Source organism: Herbaspirillum lusitanum (assembly GCF_046025995.1).
Lineage (GTDB): Bacteria > Pseudomonadota > Gammaproteobacteria > Burkholderiales > Burkholderiaceae_D > Herbaspirillum > Herbaspirillum lusitanum_A.
Genome location: NZ_JAQQFM010000014.1, coordinates 41,878 through 66,751 on the forward strand (window position 1 = coordinate 41,878; position 24,874 = coordinate 66,751).

A 24,874-nucleotide genomic window follows, 5' to 3' on the forward strand; every position below is an offset into this window, starting at 1 on the left:
ACTCAGTCGGCGATACGGCGGCGAAACACCCAGCTGCTTTCCGATGAAGCGTCTTCGGCAAAAGCATAGCCGTCGAGGTCGAAGCCTTTCAGCTTCTCCGGCTGGCTGATGTTCTTCAGCGCCGCGTAACGCGCCATCAGGCCGCGGGCGCGCTTGGCGTAGAAGGAAATGATCTTGTACTTGCCGCCCTTCCAGTCTTCGAACACGGGTGCGATGACCTTGGCCTTGAGCACCTTGCGACGCACCACCTTGAAGTATTCCTCCGACGCCAGATTCACCAGCACCGGCGCCTTTTGCTGCTCCAGTTCACCATTGAGCGACTCGGTCACCTGATCACCCCAGAAGGCATACAGATCCTTGCCATGCGGATTGGCCAGCTTGGTGCCCATTTCCAGGCGATACGGCTGCATCAGGTCGAGCGGCCTGAGCATGCCGTACAGGCCCGACAGAATACGCACATGCGCTTGGACGTAGTCGAGCTGCTTGGCTGACAGCGACGCCGCGTCCAAGCCTTCGTAGACATCGCCGTTGAAAGCCAGCACCGCCTGTTTGGCGTTCTTGGTGGTGAACCTGGTCGACCAGTTGGCATAGCGGTTGGTATTGAGCACCGCCAGTTGATCGGAAATGCCCATCAGGCTGCCGATCTGGGCCGGTGAGAGCTTCTTCAGCACCTCGATCAGTTCGGCCGAACGCGGAACGAAGCCGGGCTTGGTATGGATGTCGGTAACAGCAGGGGTTTCGTAGTCGAGCGACTTGGCGGGGGACAAAACAATCAGCATGAGTTTTCGATCCAGACAGTAAATGCGTAAGTGCCGCAATCATACCGAAAGCTCAGCGCTTGCGCGTGGCAGGCAAGCCCCCTTCCGTCCTTGGAGCACGTATTCTCATTTCAGATCAAGAATTGCAAAAAAAGAAACAGCGTCCGCCGATATGGACGAGAAATCCGCTGTTAATGGCGCTTTAACAAGCGGCATACGGGGTCTACACTGATCTTTCCCCAACCCGTCGCCCAATCGTCCAGGTGCCGGGTCAGGATAAAAACATCTTCATCGTTGCCGCAATCATCATCGGCCGGCCGCGATCCTCAGCCACCTATACGTGGCACCTGAGCACCTCGAATTCGTCGCATGTAGCGGCAAAGCCGGCCCGGTCCGAAGTTGCAGCTCGGCACCAAGGCTTAGCCGCAATCCGACAGAGCAAGCACGAATACCGACGCCATCAATCGCCACACCGTGGCGTGGCTTCCCCGCTGCGCCGTATGCTTAATCCAACAGGGGCAAAACATGAAATGGTTCTATGACTTGCGCATCGCCAAGAAGCTGCTCATCACCTTCGCCGTGATCCTGCTGCTGGCGACCGGCCAGGGTATTTTCTCGGTGGTTCAACTGGCCAAGGTCAACCAGGCCTCGACCGACATCGCCACCAACTGGCTGCCCAGCGTACGCTACACACTGGAAATCAAGGTCGCGCTGGCGCGCATCCGCACCTTGCAATTGCAGCACTTGCTGGCCGACAGCGATCAGACCTTCGCCGTAACGGAAAGCAAGGTCGAAGAACAGTTCACTGCCATCAAAAAAGGAATGGCCAGTTACGCGCCGCTGGTTGACACCGATTTTGAAAAGCAGCACTTCGGCATTCTGCAAAGCGATTTCGAATCCTTCCTCGCCATCCACAAGAAAATGGCGGATCTGGTGCGCGACAAGAAAAACACGGAGGCCCGCGACGTCTTGCTGCAGCAATCGACTCCGGTTTATCTGAAACTGTTCGATACCGTCGACAAGCTGGTGGCCATCAATCAGGACGGCAGCAACAAGGCGGATCGCGATGCCCAGGTCACTTATGAATCCTCGCGCATCCTGATCGGCGTGCTGCTGGCCTCTTGCATAGCTCTGGGCATGCTGTTGGCCATGTGGGTGGCGCGCGTGGTTTCGCGTCCGCTGCAGGAAGCGGTCGATATTGCGCAGCGTGTGGCGGAAGGCGACCTGACGGCCGAAATCCACCCCTCCAGCAAGGATGAAACCGGTCGCCTGATGGTTTCGCTGAAGGCCATGAACGACAGCCTGTTCCGCATCGTGAGTCAGGTGCGTCAGGGCACGGACACCATCGGCACCGCCTCCTCTGAAATTGCCAGCGGCAATCTGGATCTCTCTTCGCGCACTGAGGAGCAGGCCAGCTCACTGGAAGAAACGGCCTCGGCGATGGAGGAAATTACCTCCACCGTCAAACAGAATGCAGACAATGCGCGCCAGGCCAACCAACTGGCGGTATCGGCATCGGAAGTGGCGAGCCAGGGCGGCAGCGTGGTCGGCCAGGTGGTCGACACCATGGGGTCGATCAATGCCTCGTCAAAGAAGATCGTCGACATCATCAGCGTCATCGACGGCATCGCCTTCCAGACCAATATTCTGGCCTTGAATGCAGCGGTGGAAGCGGCGCGTGCCGGCGAACAGGGACGCGGTTTCGCCGTCGTGGCTTCGGAAGTGCGCAGCCTGGCGCAACGCTCGGCGGCCGCAGCCAAGGAAATCAAGGGACTGATTGACGACTCCGTGGCAAAGGTCGACGCCGGTAGCCGCTTGGTGGAACAGGCAGGCAACACCATGAGTGAAGTGGTGAACAGCGTACGCCGCGTGACCGACATCGTCGGCGAAATTTCTTCAGCGAGCCAGGAACAGAGTTCCGGCATCGAACAGGTCAACACCGCCATCACCCAGATGGACGAGGTTACCCAGCAAAACGCAGCACTGGTGGAACAAGCTGCCGCAGCGGCTCAGTCCTTGCAGGATCAGGCCGGCAAGCTGGCTGAAATCGTCAGTGTGTTCAAACTGGATCGCTCGCAACTGAGCCATGCAGGCCAGCCTGCTTCACATTCTGCAGTGCTGCGCAAACCGCCCGCAGCGCCGCTGAAAACAATCAGCCCGAGCCAGACTCAGGCCAAGCCGCTGGCGCACAAGTCGGCACCGGCCTTGCCGCCCAGGAAAGCCGATAGCAAACCGCTGCCCAGCGGCAATGATGACGGCGGTTCATGGGAACAGTTCTGAGCCGGGCGTTTGCGCATGTGCATGAAAAGCGGCCCTGATACGGCCGCTTTTTTTCAGTCGGATGTTGCCGCATCGACAATCGGTGATGCCTGGCATCAAGTTATCGCCAGCCTGTCGTTAACGATGCAGATGCAGTCAGGCTGATCAAGAGCCTGCTGTATGGGCGCGAGCACATGCAGGCTGCGGTTGACTGAGGTATGCTGCAGGCATCCTCGGTCTTGCGTGACAATCGGCCACATTCCGGGGTCGGCTCATGCGAAACGGAATTCACATGGAGGAGACATGAAGCGCGATAAAGCTTTGATGGCGGACATTCTTAAAACTCTGTCCACATTCGGCACGACCTACGGCGATGTCGAAAAGATCCAGAGCGGTCTGAGTTCGCAAAACGTTCCTCCCGAGCAAATTCTGCATCATCTGCGCCTGCTGCATGACCGCAGTCTGGTAGCGGTGGACATGCATAATTTCTGGCGTGTGACCGATCAGGGTTACGATCTGCTGGATGCCGGCGTCGACATTAGCAAGCCGGGCGCCATCGCGCCGGAGCCTAACCGGGGCATAGACAATTGATTGAATGCGGTTGAATATTGATTTCCGAAACTGAAGTGACAAATACCATAGCGACAAGCGCAGTGCCGGCGGCTGCGGCAGAACTGAATGATGGCAGCAGCGCAGCCGGATCTGCCACCCTGCCGCGTGTAGTGCTGGACACCAATGTCTGTCTCGATCTGTTCGTGTTCCGCGATCCGCGCTGGGATGCCTTGCTGCAAGCCCTGCGCGACAAGTCGATTCAGGCGGTGACGCGCGACGATTGCCGCAACGAATGGATGGCGGTGCTGAACTACCCTCACCTGCCGCTGACCGAAGCCGACAAGCCGGACATCTGCGCCGCCTTCGATCAGTTGATCACTTGCTTGCCGGTCGCCGGCGTGAACAGCTTCGGCCTGCCGCTGTGCAGCGACAAGGACGATCAGAAGTTTCTGGAACTGGCCTTGCAGTCGGGCGCGGATGTTCTGATCACCAAGGACAAGGCCTTGCTCAAGCTGGCGCGAAAAACCCTGAACAAGGGGATGTTCCGCATCATCCCGCCGCAGGCCTGGAACGCAGAACTGCATGTGCCGCGCGCACTTTCCTGAACCACCTTGTACCTGTATTTGCAGCAAGACATGCCGGCCTCAGCGCCGGCAGAAGATAGGAGACAGCGATTCCGGCTAAAATAGCCGACTCGTTCAGATTAAAACAACAGCATTCATGCACCGCCCGCAATGAGCAATCCAGCCAATATCGTTTCCAAGCTGCCGAATGTCGGCACGACCATTTTCACCGTCATGTCGGCGCTCGCCAGCGAACGCGGCGCAGTCAACCTCGGCCAGGGCTTCCCCGACTTCAACTGCGACCCGGCGCTGGTGCAAGCCGTGACCGGCGCCATGCAGGATGGCCTCAATCAATATCCACCGATGGCCGGCGTGCAGGTCTTGCGCGAAGCGATCGCGCAAAAGGTCAAGGCGCTGTACGGCTACGCCTACGATCCGGTCAGCGAAATCACCGTCACCGCGGGCGCCACGCAAGGCGTGCTGACCTCGGTCTTGTGCGCGGTGCATGCCGGCGATGAAGTGATCGTGCTGGAACCGGCCTACGACTGCTACGTGCCCGCCATCGAACTGGCCGGCGGCATTCCGGTGTTTGTGCAGATGACGGTCGACGCCAATGGCTTCAGCGTGCCGTGGGACAAAGTGGCCGCAGCGGTCACGCCCAGGACGCGCATGATCATGGTCAACACCCCGCACAATCCGACCGGCACCGTGCTCAAGGCGGCCGACATTCAGGCGCTGGCCGACATCGTGCGCGGCACCGACATCCTGATCTTGTCCGACGAAGTGTATGAACACATGGTGTTCGACCAGCAACCGCATGAATCGCTGAGCCGCCACCCTGAGCTGGCGCAGCGCAGTTTCATCAATTCCAGCTTCGGCAAGACCTATCACGTGACCGGCTGGAAGGTCGGCTACGTGGCAGCGCCGGCGGCCTTGATAGCTGAATTCCGCAAGGTGCACCAGTTCAATGTGTTCACCGTCAATACGCCGGTGCAATACGGTCTGGCGGCCTACATGAAGAATCCCGCGCCGTATCTGGACCTGCCGGCCTTCTATCAGCGCAAGCGCGACCTGTTCCGCGACGGCCTGAAAAACACCCGCTTCAAGTTGCTGCCGTCGGAAGGCACCTATTTCCAGTGCGTGGAATACGGCGCCATTTCGGATTTGCCGGAGGCTGAATTCTCCAAATGGCTGACCACCGAAATCGGTGTGGCGGCGATTCCGGTCTCGGCCTTCTACAACACGCCCAAGGAATCCGGCATCGTGCGCTTCTGCTTCGCCAAGAAGGATGAAACCCTGCAACTGGCGCTGGACCGTCTGGCCAGGCTCTGATTGCTGCGCGATGTAAGCGCAGGCAAAAACGACAGCAGAAAAAACGGCGGCATCCGGATCCGGAGCCGCCGTTTTTTCATGTCCGGCACAAAGTTTCATCGCCTGGATCCGGCGCAAAGTTGAGCTCCTGAAGAGCTTGCGCGACAAAGCCGCCTCGCCTGCGAACTCATGGCCGATGGGCTACACTAGCCCGGCATTTTGGCGATCAGCCTGCGCTCACCATGACGGATACAGCACGCTGCGCCGCTCTCTCATCATTCATTTTTCACACAAGGAAATACATGATCGACGTCTATAGCTGGGCCACGCCCAACGGTCACAAGATTCACATCATGCTGGAAGAATGCGGCCTGCCCTATCAGGCGCATGCCATCGATATCGGTACCGGCGACCAGTTTACGCCGGAGTTTCTGAAGATTTCGCCGAACAACAAGATTCCTGCCATCGTCGACTCCGAGGGTCCGGACGGCACGCCTATCTCGCTGTTCGAATCCGGCGCCATCCTGATTTATCTGGCAGGCAAAACCGGCCGTTTTCTGGGCACCACCGACCGCGAAAAATTCGAGGTGCTGCAATGGGTGATGTTTCAGATGGGCGGTCTCGGCCCGATGCTGGGGCAAGCACACCACTTCCGCCTGTACGCGCCCGAGCAGATCGACTATGCCGTCAATCGCTACAGCAATGAAGCCAAGCGCCTGTACGGCGTGATGGACAAGCAACTCGGCAAACATGCTTATCTGGCCGGCGATGAATACACGATTGCCGACATCGCCTGCTTTCCCTGGACCCGTTCGCACAAGAACCAGGGCATCGCGCTGGAGGACTTCCCCAACGTCAAGCGCTGGTTCGATGCCATCAACGCACGCCCGGCGGTGCAACGCGGCGTGACCGTGCTGGCCGACAAGCGCAAGCCGCTGCACGACGACAAAGCCAAGGAACTGCTGTTCGGCAAGAGCCAGTATCAAAAGCGCTGATCGAAAGACGCTGAGCTCAGCAGGCATCGATTGCCGTGATGATCGATTGCAATCGATGCAATGAAAAAGAGACCGGGGCATATGCCTGCGGTCTCTTTTTTAATCATCCGGCGAATGCGCTTGCGTCAGCGCTCCAGACTCTCGATCCGATTGCGTCCGCGCTGCTTGGCGCGGTAAAGCGCGGCATCGCTCTGCGCCAGCACGACTTCGGCGCCGGCATGACCGGCATCCATGATGGCAATGCCGATGCTGACCGTGACCGGCAGAATTTCAACACCGAGCGATAGCGGCTTGTCAGCGAAACGACGTTGCAGGCGGGCCGCAAAACTACGCGCAGCCTCCAGATCGGTATCAGGCAAGAGCATGGCGAATTCTTCGCCGCCGATGCGGCCGCCGGTGTCGCTCAGACGCAGCGTGCCGCGTAAGACTTCTGAAAAATTCTTCAGCACCAGATCGCCCACGGCATGGCCGTGACTGTCATTGATCAGCTTGAAGTGGTCGAGATCGCACATCAGCACGGCGGTGCTGGCATTGGCCAGATGCCGCAGGCGATTGCATTCTTCCTCCAGCCGCGTCATGAAATAGCGACGGTTCGGCAGCAAGGTCAGAAAATCGGTACGGGCGATTTCCTGCAACTCCAGCTCCAGCAGCTTGCTGTCGGTCACGTCTGAAATGAAACCGTGCCACAGAGAACCGCCGTCGCCGATGGCGTGACGCTGGGCATGGCCCTTGCGCCAGCGCAGGCCCTGGCGCGGCAGCAGCACGCGATACTCCAGCTTCCAGCAGTCTTCGCCGTCTCTCAGCGCCTGCAACGAAGCCTGATAAGCATGCATGTCTTCCGGATGGATCAGTGCATCGATCAGTTCCGGCCCATCCTTCAATTGCTGCGGGCTGAGTTCGTAGATGTCGCCCACGCCTTCGCTCACATAAGAAAAGTAGCCGCTGCCGTCAGGCCGCGTGGTGTATTGAAACACCAGGCCCGGAATTTCATTGGTCAGCCCGGTCACCAGCTCGACGCTCTTGCTCAGTTGCTCCGACAGCACGCGCATCTCGGTAATGTCGGTGGTGGTGCCGACCATGCGCAAGGCATTGCCCTGCGCATCACGGCTGACCACCTTGCCGCGACTCGAGATCCATTTGTAACTCTGATCCTTGCAGCGGATGCGATGCTCGACCACATAGCTATCGCTCTTCTTTTCGAAGTGCTCGCGAATGGTTGCCTGTACATACGGCAAATCATCAGGGTGCAGACGTGTGTAGCTGTCTTCAATGCGGTTCGACAACTCCCAGTCTTCGTAACCGAGAATAGCCTTCCAGCCTTGTGAATAATGAATCTCGCCGGTCACGGCATTGCGGTCCCAGATGCCGGTGCCGCTGCCTTCGATCGCCAGCGCCATGCGCGCCACGCGCTGATCCTGGCTGCTTTCCCGCGCCTCTGTCGCTGCGGCAGTCTGCGCCGCCATCGTCATATGCGCGCGTTCGATTGCCAGCAGCGCCAGCGCCAGCGTGCCGTTGAGGGTCTGGCGATAGCGTGCGTATTGCTGCTGATGGATGGAGGTGGAACCGGGGTCCGTCACGCGCAACTGCCCGGGCGCCGAATACAGCACGAACAGACCGAGAACGGCATCGGCGATGGAACGCAAAGGAATGGATTCAGCAATCTGGTGGCCATGCTGCACTGTGAGTTCGGCAAAGCGCTGTTCAAACTGCACGGCATCAACCGTCGGCACCTCCAGCGCTGCCATGCCTTCGCAATACGACTGCGGCAAGCCCTGCACAGCGCCGATGCTCAGCCTTTGAGATGCTGCGTCGAACAGCAGCATGGCAATCGAAAAACCGGGGTATTGGGTGTTGAAGGCCTGCACCACAAGCGGCAAAGTCTGCGTCAGCGGAGCGCCGCGCACGATATAGGTCATTGCCTCGTTGCAAATGGCCATGGCCTTCTGCTGAGCGCCGGGGTCATTGTTTTTGTTGATGTCAGACTTCATGTGTCGATCAGAATCATTGAAACCAGTTCTGCAGCAGCACTCTCGCGCGCCTGGTGATCCATGTGCCGGCGACATCTCGGACACACGCTGAACATGAGGTGTTTCGCCGACATGCCCCGGAACGTTTGCGCGCGCCGGTCTTAACATCATGCATCATCATTTGCAGGGTGAATCGCTTGCAAAACGATTCCACCTTACCACTGTTTTCTGACCAGCGTTTTACGCGAAGCTGACATTCAGCCTGCGCAACGCCAAAGTACTAAGAAGAGATGACAAATGTCGCATGCACAACACAGTGCACGGAAGAGAAATGTTCAGTAGCGGCGCACGATGAACTCGGCCACACAGACAGGTTTATCGCCGCCTTCACGTTCGATGCTGATTTCCCAGATCAGTTGAGCGCCGCCGGCGATGTCTTCCACCGACTGCAAGACCACATGTCCGCGCACACGATTGCCGACCGGCAACGGTGCTGGAAAGCGCACCCGGTTGAGGCCGTAGTTGACCAGCATCCTGACCTCGCCCAGCGAAATGCTCTGACTCAGAATCTGCGGCAACAAGCCCAGCGTCAGAAAACCGTGCGCGATGGTGCCGCCGAACGGCAGCTCCTTGCGCGCGCGTTCGACATCCACGTGTATCCACTGATGATCGCCGGTGGCGTCGGCAAAGCGATCTACCTGCTCCTGGGTGATCGTGATCCAGTCGCTGACGGCGACCTCCTGGCCGCTCAGGGCATGCAGTTCTTCCAGCGTGGCGATTGCGCGCATAGGCTTCCGTATGGTGTTCTGTTCTTGATCGGATCTTGTTGCAGCGCTATCAGGCGTCTTCCGACACGACCCGGTTCTTGCCCTGCTGCTTGGCCAGGTAGAGACGGCGATCCGCCATTTCAATCAGGTCGTTCGGCGTCTGCTCCGGACGCGGCACGATGCAGGCGGCGCCGATGCTGACCGTCAGCCACTGGCTGGCCTGAGAATGCGCATGGGCAATCTGCAGATGCTCGATCTCTTCGCAGATGCGCTGACCCAATGCCACCGCGCCGTTCAGATCGGTGGCCGGCAGGATCACCGCGAACTCTTCGCCGCCGAAACGCGCATTGAGGTCGGCTGCGCGCATGTTGCTGCGATCCAGCGCGCGCGCCACTTCCTTCAGCACGCCGTCGCCGGCCACGTGGCCGTAGTTGTCGTTGTATTGCTTGAAGAAATCGACGTCAATCAGCAGCATCGACAATTGCAATTGCTCGCGCCGCGCGCGCTTCCATTCCGCGCCCAGATAGTCATCGAAATAACGGCGATTGGCGATAGCAGTCAGGCCGTCGGTATTGGTCAGGCGCTGCAGCTCGAAGTTGGTCTTCTGCAATTGCTGCTGGCTCTCGCGCAAGGCGCGATAGGCGGCGTCGCGCTGCAAGAGATTAATGTAGGAGCGCGAGTGATAGCGGATGCGCGCCACCAGCTCGATCGTGTCAGGCAGCTTCACCATGTAGTCGTTGACGCCTGCAGCAAAAGCGTCGCGCTTGATGGTGGCGTCTTCCTTGCTCGACAGCACGATGATGGGCACATCCGCCAGCACCGGACTCTGGCGATACAGGCGCACCAGCGTCAGGCCGTCGACGCCGGGCATCACCAGATCCTGCAGGATCACGGTCGGCCGCGTACGTTCGGCCACCTCCAGCGCTTCTTCAGCCCGTGCGCAGAAATGGAAATCGAGGTTTTCCTCCTTCAGCAAGGCGCGCCGGATAGCCTCGCCCACCATGGCCTGGTCGTCTACCAGTAAGACCATGATCTTGTAGTCGTCCGCCGGCAAACTAATGTCCGGCTCGTTGTCGCTGTAGTCCGAAGACGCCATGATTTCCTTCCGCTGATTCAATGAAATACGCCGAGCAGAGCCGGCACCATTGCGGGCACCGACAACATCTCGGTGGCCGCGCCGGCCTCTGCCGCCGCCTTGGGCATGCCGTACACGGCACACCCTTTCTGATGCTGCGCCACGGTGTAAAACCCGCGCTCGCGCATCGCCTTCAATCCAAGCGCACCGTCGCGCCCCATGCCGGTCAGCAGCACGCCGGCCGCCGACCCGCGCCAGTGCTTGACGACACTGTGAAAAAATACATCGATGGAAGGCCGGTACACATCGCTGGCCTTGCCCGCTTCATAAGTAAGCGCACCGCCGCTGCGAAACACCAGGTGCCGATCCGAGCCTGCCAGCAAAGCCTGTCCGCGCTGCGGCCGGTCGCCTTCGCGCGCCAGCCGCACATCCAGCTTCGATTCGCGCTGCAGCCAATCGGCCAGGCCGGGTGCAAAAGCGACATCGATGTGCTGCACGATTACCAGCGCCGCCGGGAAATCCGCCGGCAGCTTGCTCAGCAACTGCGCCAGCATGGCCGGGCCGCCGGCCGATGCACCGATCGCAACCACCCCGGTCGACGGGTCGGCCACTTCGAGCTCCGCTTGCGGTTCCGCCTTGGGCGCCGGCATGACTTGCGTGCTGACGCCGCTCAAGCGTTCCATCTTGGCAATCAGCGCCGCTGCATTCTGGCGCAGATCGCCGCCGGCCAGCACCGGCGTCTGCACTGCATCCAGGGCGCCGGCGCCAAGTGCCTCATAAATCTTGCCGGCGCTGCTGCCCATGTTGGCGGTCACGATCAGGATAGGACATGGCGTACGCTGCATGATCTGGCGCGTGGCTTCAACGCCGTCAAGATTGGGCATCAGCAAATCCATCAATACGATGTCGGGCAGTTGCCAGGCGCACATCTGTACCGCCTCGGCGCCGTCGCGCGCAACCCAGATCAGTTCATGGCGCTGCGACTCCGCCACCACCCGGCGCAAGACTTCAACCATCATGGGAGTATCGTTGACGATGCCGACTTTCAAGTTCAGGCCGCTCCAATCAAATCCACCACGGCCTGCAACAGGCTTTCGTCGTGGAAACTGCTCTTGGTGAAGTAATAATCGGCGCCGGCATCGAGGCCGCGCTGACGATCTTCTTCACGATCCTTGTAAGACACGATCATCACCGGCAGCGACTGCAGATTGGGCGCACGCCGCATCAGGGTCACCAGCTCGATGCCGTCCATGCGCGGCATGTCGATGTCGGTAATGACCAGATCGAATTTCTCGGTGCGCACCGCGTTCCAGCCATCCATGCCATCCACCGCGACCACCACCTGATAGCCACGATTGGTCAGCAATTTTCGCTCCAGCTCGCGTACCGTGAGTGAATCGTCCACCACCAGCACGCGTTTGCGCGCCTGGCCGGCAGCGGCTTCGCCACGCGTGCCGTCGCGTACCGCCTCCAGCTGGCCGGCCGAGGTCAGCTTTTCGACCGAACGCACCATATCGGCCACGTCCAGAATCAGCACCGGCGCACCATCTTCCATCAAGGCCCCGGCCTGCACATTGGGGATCTTGCCCAGCCGGGTATCCAGCGGCTGCACTACCAGCATGCGTTCGCCGAGAAAACGATCGACGGCCAGCCCGTAAGTGTGATCGTGCTCACCGATGACCACCACCGCCACTGCATCACCCTGCGAACGCAAAGCCCCCCTCTGCAGCACCTGATGCGCACTCACCAGACCGATCTGCCGACCGTCGAAGTCAAAATGCTGATAGCCCTCCAGCACTGCCAGTTGATCGCGCCGCAACTCCAGCGTGCGATTCACATAGGCCAGCGGAAAGGCGTAAGGTTCATTGTCGATGCTGACCAGCAGGCTGCGGATCACCGACAGCGTCAGCGGCAACTGCAGCAGAAAGCTGGTGCCCTGCCCGGCCACGGTGCTGATGCGGATGGTGCCGCGCACTTCCTTGAGCATGTTGGCGACCACATCCAGACCGACGCCGCGCCCGGAAATTTCGGTGACGGTATCGCGCAGGCTGAAGCTGGGCAGCAGCAGGAACTCCAGCAGCTCGGCCTCGCTCAGCCGGGCCACGGTTTCTTCGTTGGACAGCTTGCGGCGCACCACGGTCTGCCGCAAACGTTCCAGATCGATGCCGGCGCCGTCATCGCTGACGTCGATCAGCAGCATGCCGGCGCTATGCCGCGCCTTGAGCCTGATCAGGCCTTGTTCCGGTTTGCCGGCAGCGCGGCGCGCAGCGCCGTCTTCGATGCCGTGATCGACGGCATTGCGCAGCAAGTGGCCGATGGGCGCATCCAGGCGCGCCAGAATATCGCGGTCAATCTGGGTTGCCGTGCCGGAAATTTCCAGTCGCACCGACTTGCCCAGCTCATGGCCGACATCGCGCACCATGCGCGCCAGCCCATGAGTACCGTCGGCGAACGGCCGCATGCGGCAGGCCAGCGCTTCGTCGTACAGTCGTTGCGAGAGGTTCACCGAGCGGCGGTCGAACGCATCGAGTTCGCCCATCTGGTCCGACAGCATGTGCTGGCATTGCGCCATCACCGCGCGCACATCGGCCAGCGCCAGTTGCAGACTGTCGTCGGCGCCGAGGCCGGACAATTGCTGTTGCAGCAACTCCAGCGAATGGCCGGCTTCGCGCTGCATGCGCTTGAGCCGCAGCATGCTGGCGGAAAACGGTTTGAGGCGGCGCGACTCCACCAGCGATTCGCCGCTCAGACTGAGCAAGCGGTCGAGATTATCGGCACTGACGCGCACCGAGCGAGAGCCGATGTCGCGCGCGTCCATCTGGGTCTGAGCAGCGGCAGATGGCGCTGCCAGGGCGGCCATGCCGGCGGTAGCGGCAGTAATGGCAGTAAGGGCAATCGCCGCTGTCTCTTGCGCCGGAGAGTTTGCCGGCACTGCGGCTGCCTCTCTTGCAACAACTGGCGCAGCGGGCCTGGCCGCAGGCGGTGCAGGTTCATCGCCGCCGGTCATGGCAATCGCCAGCGCCAGCTCGAAACTATCGACTTCGCGCTTGCCCGCATGTTCGGCCCAGGCTTCGTCCCCATCAGGTGGATTGGCGATACGGTTAAGCAGATCGGTGCCGGTCAGCAGCACGTCGATCTGACGTCGGCGCAATTCAAGCTTGCCCTGCTGCGCCAGCACGAAGCAATCTTCCATCACATGCGCGATCTTGACGCCGCCTTCCAGGCCGACGATGCGCGCTGCGCCCTTGAGCGAGTGCGCAGCACGCATGCAGGCTTCCAGCTCATCGGTAGCGGCCGGATTCTGCTCCAGGCTCAGCAGACCGGCATTGAGCGCCTGAGTCTGGCTCTCGGCCTCTTGCCGGAACAGGTCCAGCATCGACATCTGGCTCAGATCGGGTGAACTCATGTGAAGCTCCGGTTCAGTCCGTAAAACAGCAAACCATGATCGAGCAGACCAACCTTGCCCTGCGGGCTGTTGAGCATGCCCCGCGTATAAGTCGCGCTGGCATGCGCCACCGTGGTCGGCACCGGTTCCAGGCGTCGCTCGGCGAAACGCTGCACACCGGCCACTTCATCCACCGGAAACACCAGCGTCTGCCCCTCATGCGCCACCACCAGCAAACGTCGCGCCAGCAGGCTATCGTCTTCAGTCGGTTCGGTCAGCACCCGGCGCAGGGAAATGCAGATCTGCAAGGCGCCGCGTACATTGATCAAACCAAGAATCGCGGCATTGCGCTGATGCGGCAGGCTGTGCACCGGCCGCAGCTCGGCCACTTCGACCACCACCAGCGTCGACAGCGCCAGCCACTCCCCGCCGATGCGAAACACCAGCGCCGAATTGTTCAGCTCATGGTGATGCTGGACATCGAATTCATTGGCCTGCGCTTCAGCTTCCGAAGATGCCCCCCAGCCGCCGTCTTCCTGCGCATAGGCATCGACCCGATCCAGCATGCGCAAGGCCGCCGAGGCATAGGTCGGGCAGTTCAGGCAGCGCAGATGCTTGCTCAGTTCGCCGCAACTGCCATCGCCGCGCACGCCGATGGTGTTCCAGCAATCGTCGATATCAATATCGTGCAGCACGGGCATTGCTTCAGGCATGCGAACGCTCCCCTGCCCGCTCTGCGCGCTGCTGCATCAGGCGCGCGCCGGCCTCGTCGCCCTGTGCGCGCAACAGCGCCGCCAGATGGGTCAACGCTTCCTGATGAGCGGGTTGCAGATAAATGGCCTTGCGATACAACTGCTGGGCAGCGACAGCGTCATCGCCGGCATCGCTGATCAAGCCCATCAGATAAAAGGCATCGGCGCTGGGGCCGTATTGCTGCGCGTGCCGCGCGCACAATTCGTTGGCGGCGGCCAGATCGCCCTGATCGGCTTTCTGCATGGCTTGCGTCAACAGTTCATGACGCCGGCCGGCGACCGTCGATGGCGCAACCGACGCCGGCGCGGCGAACGATATGGCGGCGCTCGCCGCCGGCTTCAGCGCATCCTTGGCGCTTGCGGTGTTCACTGTGCTCACGGCAGACTTCTTGAACTGCGATGAAAAAGCAAACGGCGGCAGCGCCTGCATCTGCAGGCCCGACTTTACCGACTTGGCGCCCAGCGGTTTTTCGCGCCGCTGAAATGCGAACGCCAGTGGAATGCCGGCCGACTCGATCCGCGGACTCAGCATGATGCCGCCTTCGGCCGGGCCGACAAACAGGGTGCCGGCCGGTTTCAGCAGGCGCTCCAGCACCTGCACCGCCTGCTGCTGCACCGGCCGGTCGAAATAGATCAGCACGTTGCGGCAGAACACGAAATCGTAAGGCGCTTCGCCCTGCAGGAAGTCGGCCGCCAGCAGATTGCCGAAGCGAAATTCGACCTGCTCGCGGACTTGCGCAGACAGCTTCCAGCGCTCCTCGCTTTCGACAAAATAGCGATCGCGAAACTCCAGCTGCTTGCCACGGAAGGAATTGCGCCCGTAACTGGCTTGCTGCGCAATCGCCAGCGAACGTTTGCAGATGTCGACGGCATCGATGCGGAATGCAGCAGCAGGCACGCCGGCATCGAGCAAACCCATGGCAATCGAATATGGTTCTTCGCCGGTCGAGCATGGCAGACTGAGTATGCGCAGTTTGGATGGCAGGCCGGCGGCTTGCGGCGGATCTTGCGCCAATTGCTGGCGCGCCAGTCGCGCTACCGCCAGAATCGCTTCGCGGTCGCGGAAGAACCAGGTCTCCGGCACCACGGTGAGCTCAATCAGCTGCTGCAACTCTTCGCTACCGGCATGCAGCGACGCCAGATACTCGGCCTCGCCGGCCATGCTGCGCACCACCATGCGTTCACGCACGACACGCTCGATCAGGCTGATGCCGACCGAGGCCACATCCAGGCCCATGGTCTGCTTCAGCAGATCGGCGATGCGCCCGATGACATTGGTCGGAGCGGCAAGATTCACGATGTCACACTTTCAGGAAACAGCAAGGCCTGCGCTGAAGCCGGCAAGATATCGGCCAGCGCGATGCGCTGGATCATGCCGTCGCGATGCTGCATCACTGGACCCAGATAAGGCGCGGCCTGATTGAGCAGACCGCTGTCGGCAAAGGCATCGGGCTCGCAACGCAAGGTGTCGGTGGCTTTTTCCACGATCAGACCCAGCAGTTGCGGCGCCTGTCCGGCCGGTGTGTAGTGCGCCAGCACCAGGCGCGAACTGAGGCGCGCATCGGCGGCGCGACCCAGCGCCAGCTGGCTGACGTCGATCACCGGCACGTTCTTGCCGCGATAACTGAACAAGCCGGCCACCCACAGCGGCGCGCCCGGCACTTGCTTGAAGCGCGTCAGCGGCAACACCACGGCCACTTGCGACGCCTCCAGCGCGTAGCGGTCACGGCCGATCTGAAAGAGCAGAAAAAGCATGGCTATAGGGGCTTGTGTGATCGTGTATGAGCGTTCATGGATCTGGCGTCAATCTGTTTCAGACCGTTGCGCCGGCCTTCAGCCCGCAACCTTGAAACGCGAGACGCCATTGCGCAACTCGTTCGATACCAGATTCAGTTCTTCGATGGCCTGGCTCGACTGCTGCAGCGACTCAACCGTTTGCTGCGCAGCTTCGCTCAGTTGCACCAGCGCCTGATTGATCTGTTCGGCGCCGTTGGCCTGCGCCTGCATGCCTTCATTGACCACCATGAAACGCGGCGTCAGCGCCTGCACCTGCGCAATGATCTGCGACAACTGGCTGCCGGCCTGCTGCACTTCCGACATGCCGCGCCGCACCTGATCCGAGAACTTGTCCATGCCCATCACGCCGGCCGCCACCGCCGACTGGATTTCCTTGACCATCAGCTCGATGTCGTAAGTAGCGACAGCAGTCTGATCCGCCAGACGTCGTATTTCAGTCGCCACCACCGAAAATCCACGGCCATGCTCGCCGGCTTTTTCAGCCTCGATGGCAGCATTCAGCGACAGCAGATTGGTCTGATCGGCGACCTTGGTGATGGTGGTGACCACCTGATTGATGTTGCCCGCTTTTTCATTGAGGATGGCCAGCTTGCCGCTCACCGAGCCAGCCGCTTCCATCACGTTCTCCATGGTGCCTTCCATACGCGTCAGACCGGCCTGGCCGCTGCCGGCCAGCGTCGAGGTCTGTTCCGCTACCACTGAAACCTCGCTCATGGTGCGCACCAGATCGCGCGAGGTGGCGAAAATTTCACGCGAAGTGGCGCCGATTTCGGTGGTGGTGGCAGCCGTCTCTGCGGCGGTTGCCTGCTGCTGCTTGGAGGTGGCGGCGATTTCGGTAACCGAGGTCGCGACCTGCATCGACGAACGCTGAGCCTGACTGACCAGCGAGGTCAGTTCGTCGGTCATGCGATTGAAGCCGGTGGCCAGGTGACCGAACTCGTCCTTGCGGTCCAGCTCGAAGCGACGCGAAAAATCGCCGGAGCGCATCACGTCCAGAATGCCCATCAGGCTTTGCAGCGGCTGAGTGATGGCATTCATCAGGAAATAACCGCAGATCAGCGCGGCCAGCACTGCCGCCAGCAGCGACACCAGCATGCTGACCTGCGCCGCAGTGACTGCATCGGTGATACGCTCGGCGGCGTCGTCAGCCGTTTCCTTGTTGTTGTCGACCATCTTTTGGGTCAGCGCATAAGCGGTACGCCAGGCCGGGCGCGCCTGCTCCTTGAAGATCTTGTGCACGGTAGGATCTCGCTGCGGCAGATCCATCTTGAGGATTTCCTGCTGAATCTGGCGGTACTTCAGACGCGCCGCCTTGAATTCCTCGAACAGCTTGCGGTCGCTGTCGGTGAATATCGATTTGTCGTATTCGATCTGCAGACCGTCCAGTTTCTCGGCATTTTTGCGCAGCAAGGCAATGTCAGCCTGGCGGTCGCCTTCGTTGTCGTCGATCTCGGAAATCTGCTGACCCAGCAGCAGATTTTCATACCAGGCGGCATTGATCATGGTGCTGTAATACAAGCCCGGAGTGGAATCCTTGCGCAGGCTGGTGGCGCCGCCCTCAATCTTGGCCAGCCGCGTGGCGGCAACGCCGGCCATCAGGGCCATCAAGATCAGGATCACTGCGAAGCTGCCCAGAATGCGCTGCTTGATCGACCAGTTTTTCATACCGTGATGCTTTCCTAGAGTAAAGAGCCGACGGGGAACACACGGAAGTCCGCAACATGAGAAAACGCAGACAAACCGACAGCATTGATTTTTTTCGGAATTATCCATGAATCAATGCTGCATTGCCATCAAACAAGGTCATTTAGACCGATCGTGCGTATGCAAACAGGCAATAACTTGCCAATAAGATATTTTTACCGCCCGTTTTAACGTGCTAGCAAGAAATTGATGCAAAAATCGCACCCGCGCATTCTGTACCAGGCCGTGTCGAGCAGATGCAGCGGGCATAAAAAAACGCGCCGTTCCAGGCGCGTTGTCATCTTCATTTCATGGGAGCGGCATCATTGCCGGCGAGCATTTAAAAGCGGGGTCTGACAATCCGCTCCGCCGGTTTCATATCGGCATAGGCTTGTTGTCGAGCAAATTCAGGAAGCCCTTGATCAGACGATAGGCTTTCCAGATCCAGGCCAGCGTCCAGATCAGCACCGCCACCGGAATCCCGAACAGCGTCACCCACAGCAGCCCACCTGCAAACATCCAGAAAATGAACCACCAGAAGGAACGAATCTGCCAGCGATGGTGGCTATAGACGAAAGTGTCTTCGGCATCTTCGCGCTTGATGTAGTTGACGATCAGCGGCAGCCACGACAGCATGCCCAGCGAAAACGCCAGACAAATCCCGTGGAAGACGTACAACCACCATGCCAGGTCCTTGGCCGATTGCGTCTTGCCGTCGAATACCAGTTCTTGCGCCATGCATGTCTCCTGTTCTGATGGGTGAAGTAAAAGGCCGAGCGCTTGCGCCCTTGCCGACTCAGGCCAGCATGTTCAAGATGCCGTCCAGTCCCACGAAATTCAAGGCCACGCTGGCTTGCGCCCGCACCACCGGTTTTGCACGGAAGGCCACCGACAAACCCGAGATGCCCATCATCTTCAGATCGTTGGCGCCGTCGCCCATCACGATTGTCTGCCTGGGATCGGCGCCGATTTCGCGGCAGACGCGTTCCACCGTGGCGCGCTTTTCTTCGGCATCGACGATCACGCCCAGCACCTTGCCGGTGAGTTTGCCATCGACGATTTCCAGTGTATTGGAATGGGTGTAGTCCAGCTTCAGGCGCTCTTTCATGCGGTCGGTGAAGAAGGTGAAACCGCCCGACACCAGCAGGGTTTTCAGACCGGCCGCCTGAATCGCCTGCAACATGTTTTCGGCGCCCGGCGACAGCTTGAGGCGTTCGTCATACACGCGCTGCAAGGCGCCGGCGTCGAGCCCCTTCAGCAACGCCACGCGGCGCGTCAGGCTTTCCTGAAATTCGATTTCGCCGCGCATCGCGGCTTCGGTGATCTCCGCGACCTGCGGCTTCAGGCCTTGCATGTCGGCGATTTCATCGATGCATTCGATGGTGATCAGCGTCGAATCCATATCCATCGCCACCAGCTTGAAATCGCTCAGCTTGCGCTCCGGCACAATGAAGGCGTAATCCAGCTGTGCAGCCAGACAGGCGGCATCGACCTGCGCCTTCAGCTCGTCGGAATAGGTCACGCCGCTCATGCGCCAGGCTTGCGCGCCCTGCGCTGCCGCGCCGTCAATGGCGCTCACTGTTTGCGGCTTGACCAGCGCCGTCAATTGTTCGATGGCGCCGGCGGGGAGGTTCAGTCCTTGCAGAATCAGGTTCATTGTCTTATCGAAATCAAGTAATCAAGTAGTCAAAATGGGTGGGGACATGTGCCCCGATGTTGTTCCATGCTTCTCCGGCCGGGCTACCGGGCTTATCCGACCAGCGCCTTCATGGTGGCCTTGAGCTGCTGCACGCGCGCATTCAGATCCGGCATGCTGGTGATGATGCGCAGCTTGTCCTGGCCATTCAGCTTGATGTGACGGTTCTTCTGGATCAGTTCGATGATACGCATGGCATCGATCGGCGGCTTCGGCACGAATTGCAATTGTGCGGCGTCGGCATGGGCATCGATCTTGATGATGCCGAGCGGCTTGGCGGCGATGCGCAAACGGTGCGTTTCCACCAATGATCTGGCGGCTTCCGGCAACTTGCCGAAACGGTCGATCAGTTCTTCCTGCAGGTCGTCGATGGCTTCCGGCTTGACGCAATTGGCGAAGCGCTTGTACAGCGACAGACGCTCATGCACATCGCCGCAGTAATCGCTGGGCAGCAAGGCCGGCACATGCAGATTGATTTCAGTGGTGCTCGACAGCGGCGCGGCGAGATCCGGCTCCTGCCCGTTCTTGAGCGCGCGCACCGCTTCGTTGAGCATGTCGGAATACATCTGGAAACCGATCTCGGTCATCTCGCCCGACTGGCTGTCGCCCAGCACTTCGCCGGCGCCGCGAATTTCCAGATCGTGCATCGCCAGATAGAAACCGCTGCCCAGTTCCTCCATCTGCTGGATCGCTTCCAGCCGGCGCTGCGCCTGTTTGGTCAGGCCCTGCACGTCGTTGACCAGCAGATAGGCATACGCCTGATGGTGCGAACGGCCAACGCGGCCGCGCAGCTGATGCAATTGCGCCAGACCGAAACGATCGGCGCGATGCATGACGATGGTGTTGGCGGTCGGCACGTCGATGCCGGTTTCGATGATGGTGGTGCACAGCAGGATATTGAAACGCTGCGCCACGAAATCGCGCATCACCTTTTCCAGATCGCGCTCGTGCATCTGGCCGTGCGCCACGCCTATACGTGCTTCCGGCAGCAAGGCTTCAAGCATGGCCTTGCGGTTGGCGATGGTTTCCACTTCATTGTGCAGGAAGTACACCTGGCCGCCGCGCTTGAGTTCGCGCAGGCAGGCTTCGCGAATCGTGGCCTCGCCTTCGCTGCGCACGAAGGTCTTGATCGCCAGCCGTTTCTGCGGCGCGGTGGCGATGATGGAGAAGTCGCGCAGGCCTTCCAGCGCCATGCCCAGCGTGCGCGGAATCGGGGTCGCGGTCAGCGTCAGCACATCGACCTCGGCGCGCAATGATTTCAGCGCTTCCTTCTGACGCACGCCGAAGCGATGTTCTTCGTCGATGATCACCAGGCCGAGACGCGAGAATTTGACCTCTTCCGACAGCAGCTTGTGGGTGCCGATGACGATATCGATGGTGCCGTCGGCCATGCCCTTGATCGCTTGCGTGACTTCCTTGCCGGTACGGAAACGCGACAGCTCGGCGATGCGCACAGGCCAGTTGGCGAAGCGGTCGGCGAAAGTCTGCGCGTGCTGCTCGGCCAGCAAGGTGGTCGGCGCCAGAATCGCCACCTGCTTGCCGCCCATGACGGCAACGAAGGCGGCGCGCAAGGCGACTTCGGTCTTGCCGAAACCGACGTCGCCGCAGATCAGCCTGTCCATGGGACGGCCGCTGGTCATGTCGCCGATGACGGCGTTGATGGCCGCGGCCTGATCCACGGTTTCATCGAAACCGAAACTGTCGGCGAAGGCTTCGTAATCGTGTGCGGAATACTGGAAGGCATGGCCCTGGCGCAGCGCGCGACGGGCATACAGATTCAGCAATTCGGCGGCGGTGTCGCGCACCTGCTGCGCGGCCTTGCGCTTGGCTTTTTCCCACTGGCCGGAACCGAGCGCATGCAGCGGTGCATCTTCAGCCGAGGCGCCGGAGTAGCGCGAGATGACATGCAACTGCGAAACCGGCACGTAGAGCTTGGTTTCCTTGGCGTATTCCAGATGCAGGAATTCAGTCTCGCCTTCGCCCAGATCCATGCTGATCAAGCCCATGTAGCGACCGATGCCGTGATTGGCATGCACCACCGGGTCGCCGATCTTGAGCTCCGACAGATCGCGCACCATGTGCTCGACTTCGGTTGCGTTCTGCTGCTTGCGGCGACCGCCGCGGCGACCCGCGCCGGAGCCGGCGTACAGCTCGGTCTCGGTGATGAAAATCTGCTGCGCCTGCGCCAGCTCGAAGCCGGCCTGCAGAGGCGCCACGCCCAGCATCAGTTGCTCGGCGCCGGCGAGGAAACCGGCATAGTCGTCGCACAGTGCGGGGTGCAGATCGTATTCGTTGAAGTACTGCTGCAAGGTTTCGCGACGGCCGTTTGACTCGGCGCAGATCAGCACGCGCTGGTCGGTCTGCATCAGATAGGCGCGCAGATTGGTCAGCGGATCGTCGATGCGGCGATTGACCGCGATGTTGGGCAGCGGCCCCGAAAACTCCGAGGCAAGGTCTTCAGTCTTGATCGCCCAGCGGCCGAAGGGCTTGAGCAGCGTGAAGAAGTCTTCGTCGTCGAGGAAGATGGCCTTGGGCTCCAGCACCGGACGCTCGCGGTCGGCATGCAGGAATTGATAGCGCGAGCGGGTATCGCTCCAGAAGCGCTTGATGGCGTGCTCGATGTCGCCGACGGTAGCGAACATGGCGTTGGCGGGCAGATACTGAAACAGCGTGGCGGTCTGCTCGAAGAACAGCGGCAGGTAATATTCGATGCCGGCCGAGGCGATGCCGTTGCCGATGTCCTTGTAAATGGAGGAGCGCGAAGGATCGCCTTCGAACACTTCACGCCAGCGATTGCGGAACGAGGTACGCGAAATTTCATCCATCGGAAATTCGCGGCCCGGCAGCAGGCGCACCTCGTGCACCGGATACAGCGAGCGCTGGGTATCGGCATCGAAGGTACGGATGGTGTCGATGGTGTCGCCGAACAGGTCGAGCCGGTATGGCAAGGGCGAACCCATGGGGAAGATATCGATCAGGCCGCCGCGCACCGAATACTCGCCGGGCGACATCACCTGGCCGACATGGCTGTAACCGGCCAGCGTCAGTTGCGACTTGAGACGCGCCTCATCCAGCTTTTCGCCCTTCTTGAAGAAGAAGGTGTAGGCCGCCAGAAATTCCGGCGGCGCCATGCGCAGCAAGGCGGTGGTGGCCGGCACGATCAGCAGATCGCATTGGCCGTTTTGTACTTCATACAAGGTCGCCAGCCGCTCCGACACCAGATCCTGGTGCGGCGAGAAGGCGTCGTAAGGCAGGGTTTCCCAATCCGGCAGCAGGTGGCAACGCAGCTTCTGCTGCTCGGGGTCGGTCTGGAACCAGGGGATTTCCGACAGCAGTCGCTGGGCATCGGTGGCGCCGGCAACGATCACGGTCAGCATGCGTCCTTCGGCCTTCAGCGCGAGCGCAGCCTGTGCCAGCATGCAGGCATCAGCCGAGCCATGCACTGCCGGCGGGACAAAACGCACACCGGGTTTCGGAAATGTTTTTTTCAGGTCAAATGACATCGTGTATGGGATCAGTCCGGGCTGCTGGGCGCCGGCGGAAGCGATGCGTATCGCAGGGTGGGTTCGCAGACCTGCCACCGACAAGGTAAAACCGCTGGCCATTCCTCCGCAAATTGCAGCGCATTTGGCATTAAAATCGAGGCCTCGCATTATAAACGATGGCCCGCTGCGGCGTACCCGGAGGCCAGCAGCACCAGCTTCCGCGCGCCGCATGCTCAACCGGCCCGGTCGGCGCAGGCGGCCATCCGGCCCTCCCACTATTTTGGTAAACATGAATTTTCAGGCCACCCCGCCCATCCAGCCCGCCTCGCTCAGTTCACTCAAGCCAGCCGCCGGCGCGCGAGCAGCGCGCCATCTGGCCCTGATCCCGGCGGCCGGCGTCGGCGCCCGCATGGAGGTGCAGATGCCCAAGCAATACATGGCGCTGGCCGGCAAGCCCATGCTGCGCCACGCGCTGGATACCTTCGCCGCGCATACTCGCATCGACCATATATATATAGTGGTCAGCGCCGAAGATGCTTATATAGATGAAATCATGGCGGCAGCACCGGCGCTGCAAGGCAGGGTCACAGTCCTGCGCGCAGGCGGACCGACGCGTCAGGAAAGCGTGAGGAACGGCTTGCTGGCGATCACCGCCGCCCAGGATGCCGAAGCCGACGACTGGATACTGGTGCACGACGCCGCCCGCCCCGGCCTCAACGCGGCCCTGATCGACCGCCTGCTGGATGAGCTGCAGGACGACCCGGTCGGCGGCCTGCTGGCGCTGCCGCTGGTTGACACCATCAAGCGCAGCAACCAGGGGCGTTCGCAACTCACCGTGCCGCGCGCCGATCTGTGGGCGGCGCAGACGCCGCAGATGTTTCGCAGCGCGCTGCTACTGCGCGCCTTCACGCAAGCTGCCGCCCAGCTCGACGCCATCACCGACGACGCCAGCGCCATCGAAATGTTGGGCCTGCAACCGAAACTGGTGGCGGGCAGCCCGCGCAACTTCAAGGTCACGCTGGCGCACGACGCCGCGCTGGCAGAATTTTTCCTGAAAGGTAATGAATGAGCACAAATGCATTTCCCTTCCGCATCGGCCAGGGCTATGACTGCCACGCGCTGGTCAGCGGCCGCCCTCTGATCATCGGCGGCGTCAACATTCCGCACAAGACCGGCCTGCTCGGGCACTCGGACGCCGACGTCCTCCTTCATGCGATCACTGATGCGCTGTTCGGCGGCGCCGCGATGGGTGACATCGGCCGCCACTTCCCCGACACCGACGTGCGCTTCAAGGGCGCCGACTCGCGCGTGCTGCTGCGTGAAGCTGCCAGCCGTCTGGCGGCCGAGGGCTACCGCATTGGCAACGTCGATGCCACCATCATCGCCCAGGCACCGAAGATGGCGCCGCACATTGCGGGCATGGTGGCCAACATCGCTGCCGATCTGGGGATTTCCGTTCAGCAAGTAAACATCAAGGCCAAGACCAATGAGAAGCTCGGCTACCTGGGACGCGAAGAAGGCATCGCGGCCGAGGCGGTCGCCCTGCTCTATCGCGCTGAAAAATAGGTACTGAAGAAAATACCAATCGCCAACGCGGTTTTTCATAGACAAAGCGATAGAAAAATCCCTTTGGGGGCCTTCACATTTACGTGATTCATTCGTTCTTGAAAATAATTACGTAATTAAGCTAAAGATTCCACATGAAAACTGCTTGCATTTGCGATTTAATCGGTATAATCGACGCGTCGTTAAGATTCGAGCTGGTAGTGCGGTATTAGTCTGTCATTCCTCTCCAAGTAACGATAAAGAGCCGGGCGCAAGCCCCAATC

The 24,874-nt window shown here is 60.5% G+C and carries 20 protein-coding genes; 7 read left to right on the forward strand and 13 right to left on the reverse strand.

What is annotated here, in order from left to right:
* Nucleotides 1–2: 2 nt before the first annotated feature.
* Nucleotides 3–779: a peroxide stress protein YaaA gene (gene yaaA / locus PQR62_RS23890; RefSeq protein ID WP_408160577.1), complete on the reverse strand. Its 777-nt coding sequence runs from the start codon at nt 777–779 to the stop codon at nt 3–5.
* 504 nt (nt 780–1,283) lie between these two features.
* Here yaaA and PQR62_RS23895 point away from each other — a divergent pair.
* The 5 genes from PQR62_RS23895 to PQR62_RS23915 all read left to right on the forward strand — a co-directional run bounded on the left by PQR62_RS23895 (nt 1,284) and on the right by PQR62_RS23915 (nt 6,438).
* On the forward strand, nt 1,284–3,038 hold the full coding sequence (locus PQR62_RS23895; protein WP_408160578.1) for a methyl-accepting chemotaxis protein: 1,755 nt from the start codon (nt 1,284–1,286) through the stop codon (nt 3,036–3,038).
* 282 nt (nt 3,039–3,320) lie between these two features.
* Entirely contained in the window at nt 3,321–3,608 is a 288-nt protein-coding gene (locus PQR62_RS23900; protein WP_408160579.1) for a hypothetical protein, read from the forward strand.
* A 35-nt stretch (nt 3,609–3,643) separates the two neighbouring features.
* Nucleotides 3,644–4,174 (forward strand): putative toxin-antitoxin system toxin component, PIN family, encoded by a 531-nt coding sequence (locus PQR62_RS23905; protein ID WP_408160580.1) that lies wholly within the window; start codon nt 3,644–3,646, stop codon nt 4,172–4,174.
* A 129-nt stretch (nt 4,175–4,303) separates the two neighbouring features.
* Nucleotides 4,304–5,464 carry a pyridoxal phosphate-dependent aminotransferase gene (locus tag PQR62_RS23910; protein ID WP_408160581.1) on the forward strand — a complete coding sequence of 387 codons (1,161 nt, stop codon included), beginning with the start codon at nt 4,304–4,306 and terminating at the stop codon, nt 5,462–5,464.
* 281 nt (nt 5,465–5,745) lie between these two features.
* The gene (locus tag PQR62_RS23915) at nt 5,746–6,438 is read left to right on the forward strand and encodes a glutathione binding-like protein (RefSeq protein ID WP_408160582.1); all 693 of its coding nucleotides are present in this window, start codon (nt 5,746–5,748) and stop codon (nt 6,436–6,438) included.
* 125 nt (nt 6,439–6,563) lie between these two features.
* Here PQR62_RS23915 and PQR62_RS23920 read toward each other — a convergent pair whose 3' ends face one another.
* The 12 genes from PQR62_RS23920 to mfd all read right to left on the reverse strand — a co-directional run bounded on the left by PQR62_RS23920 (nt 6,564) and on the right by mfd (nt 23,063).
* Entirely contained in the window at nt 6,564–8,375 is a 1,812-nt protein-coding gene (locus tag PQR62_RS23920) for a GGDEF domain-containing protein (RefSeq protein WP_408160583.1), read from the reverse strand.
* 365 nt (nt 8,376–8,740) lie between these two features.
* Nucleotides 8,741–9,193, reverse strand: coding sequence for a MaoC family dehydratase (locus PQR62_RS23925; RefSeq protein ID WP_408160584.1), 453 nt, complete (start codon nt 9,191–9,193; stop codon nt 8,741–8,743).
* Nucleotides 9,194–9,242: 49 nt separating this feature from the next.
* A complete protein-coding gene (locus PQR62_RS23930; RefSeq protein WP_408160585.1) occupies nt 9,243–10,268 on the reverse strand; it encodes a diguanylate cyclase in 1,026 nt (341 codons plus the stop codon).
* 17 nt (nt 10,269–10,285) lie between these two features.
* Nucleotides 10,286–11,296 carry a chemotaxis response regulator protein-glutamate methylesterase gene (locus PQR62_RS23935; protein ID WP_408160586.1) on the reverse strand — a complete coding sequence of 337 codons (1,011 nt, stop codon included), beginning with the start codon at nt 11,294–11,296 and terminating at the stop codon, nt 10,286–10,288.
* 2 nt (nt 11,297–11,298) lie between these two features.
* Entirely contained in the window at nt 11,299–13,653 is a 2,355-nt protein-coding gene (locus PQR62_RS23940; RefSeq protein WP_408160587.1) for a hybrid sensor histidine kinase/response regulator, read from the reverse strand.
* Complete coding sequence (locus PQR62_RS23945) at nt 13,650–14,345, reverse strand: chemotaxis protein CheW (protein ID WP_408160588.1); 696 nt, start codon at nt 14,343–14,345, stop codon at nt 13,650–13,652. The genes PQR62_RS23940 and PQR62_RS23945 overlap by 4 nt, the downstream gene beginning before the upstream one ends.
* On the reverse strand, nt 14,338–15,681 hold the full coding sequence (locus tag PQR62_RS23950; protein WP_408160589.1) for a CheR family methyltransferase: 1,344 nt from the start codon (nt 15,679–15,681) through the stop codon (nt 14,338–14,340). Before PQR62_RS23950 ends, PQR62_RS23945 begins: the two co-directional genes overlap by 8 nt.
* The gene (locus PQR62_RS23955; RefSeq protein ID WP_408160590.1) at nt 15,678–16,139 is read right to left on the reverse strand and encodes a chemotaxis protein CheW; all 462 of its coding nucleotides are present in this window, start codon (nt 16,137–16,139) and stop codon (nt 15,678–15,680) included. Before PQR62_RS23955 ends, PQR62_RS23950 begins: the two co-directional genes overlap by 4 nt.
* A 78-nt stretch (nt 16,140–16,217) precedes the next feature.
* Nucleotides 16,218–17,846 (reverse strand): methyl-accepting chemotaxis protein, encoded by a 1,629-nt coding sequence (locus tag PQR62_RS23960; protein ID WP_408160591.1) that lies wholly within the window; start codon nt 17,844–17,846, stop codon nt 16,218–16,220.
* Nucleotides 17,847–18,239: 393 nt separating this feature from the next.
* Complete coding sequence (locus tag PQR62_RS23965) at nt 18,240–18,602, reverse strand: DUF4870 family protein (protein ID WP_408160592.1); 363 nt, start codon at nt 18,600–18,602, stop codon at nt 18,240–18,242.
* A gap of 58 nt (nt 18,603–18,660) precedes the next feature.
* A complete protein-coding gene (gene serB / locus PQR62_RS23970; protein ID WP_408160593.1) occupies nt 18,661–19,521 on the reverse strand; it encodes a phosphoserine phosphatase SerB in 861 nt (286 codons plus the stop codon).
* Between the two features lie 92 nt (nt 19,522–19,613).
* Nucleotides 19,614–23,063: a transcription-repair coupling factor gene (mfd, locus tag PQR62_RS23975; protein WP_408160619.1), complete on the reverse strand. Its 3,450-nt coding sequence runs from the start codon at nt 23,061–23,063 to the stop codon at nt 19,614–19,616.
* Between the two features lie 271 nt (nt 23,064–23,334).
* Between mfd and ispD the strand changes: the two genes are divergently transcribed.
* Nucleotides 23,335–24,114, forward strand: a complete 780-nt coding sequence (gene ispD / locus PQR62_RS23980) for a 2-C-methyl-D-erythritol 4-phosphate cytidylyltransferase (RefSeq protein WP_408160594.1) — start codon at nt 23,335–23,337, stop codon at nt 24,112–24,114.
* Nucleotides 24,111–24,611, forward strand: a complete 501-nt coding sequence (gene ispF / locus PQR62_RS23985) for a 2-C-methyl-D-erythritol 2,4-cyclodiphosphate synthase (protein WP_408160595.1) — start codon at nt 24,111–24,113, stop codon at nt 24,609–24,611. The genes ispD and ispF overlap by 4 nt, the downstream gene beginning before the upstream one ends.
* Nucleotides 24,612–24,874 lie beyond the last annotated feature (263 nt).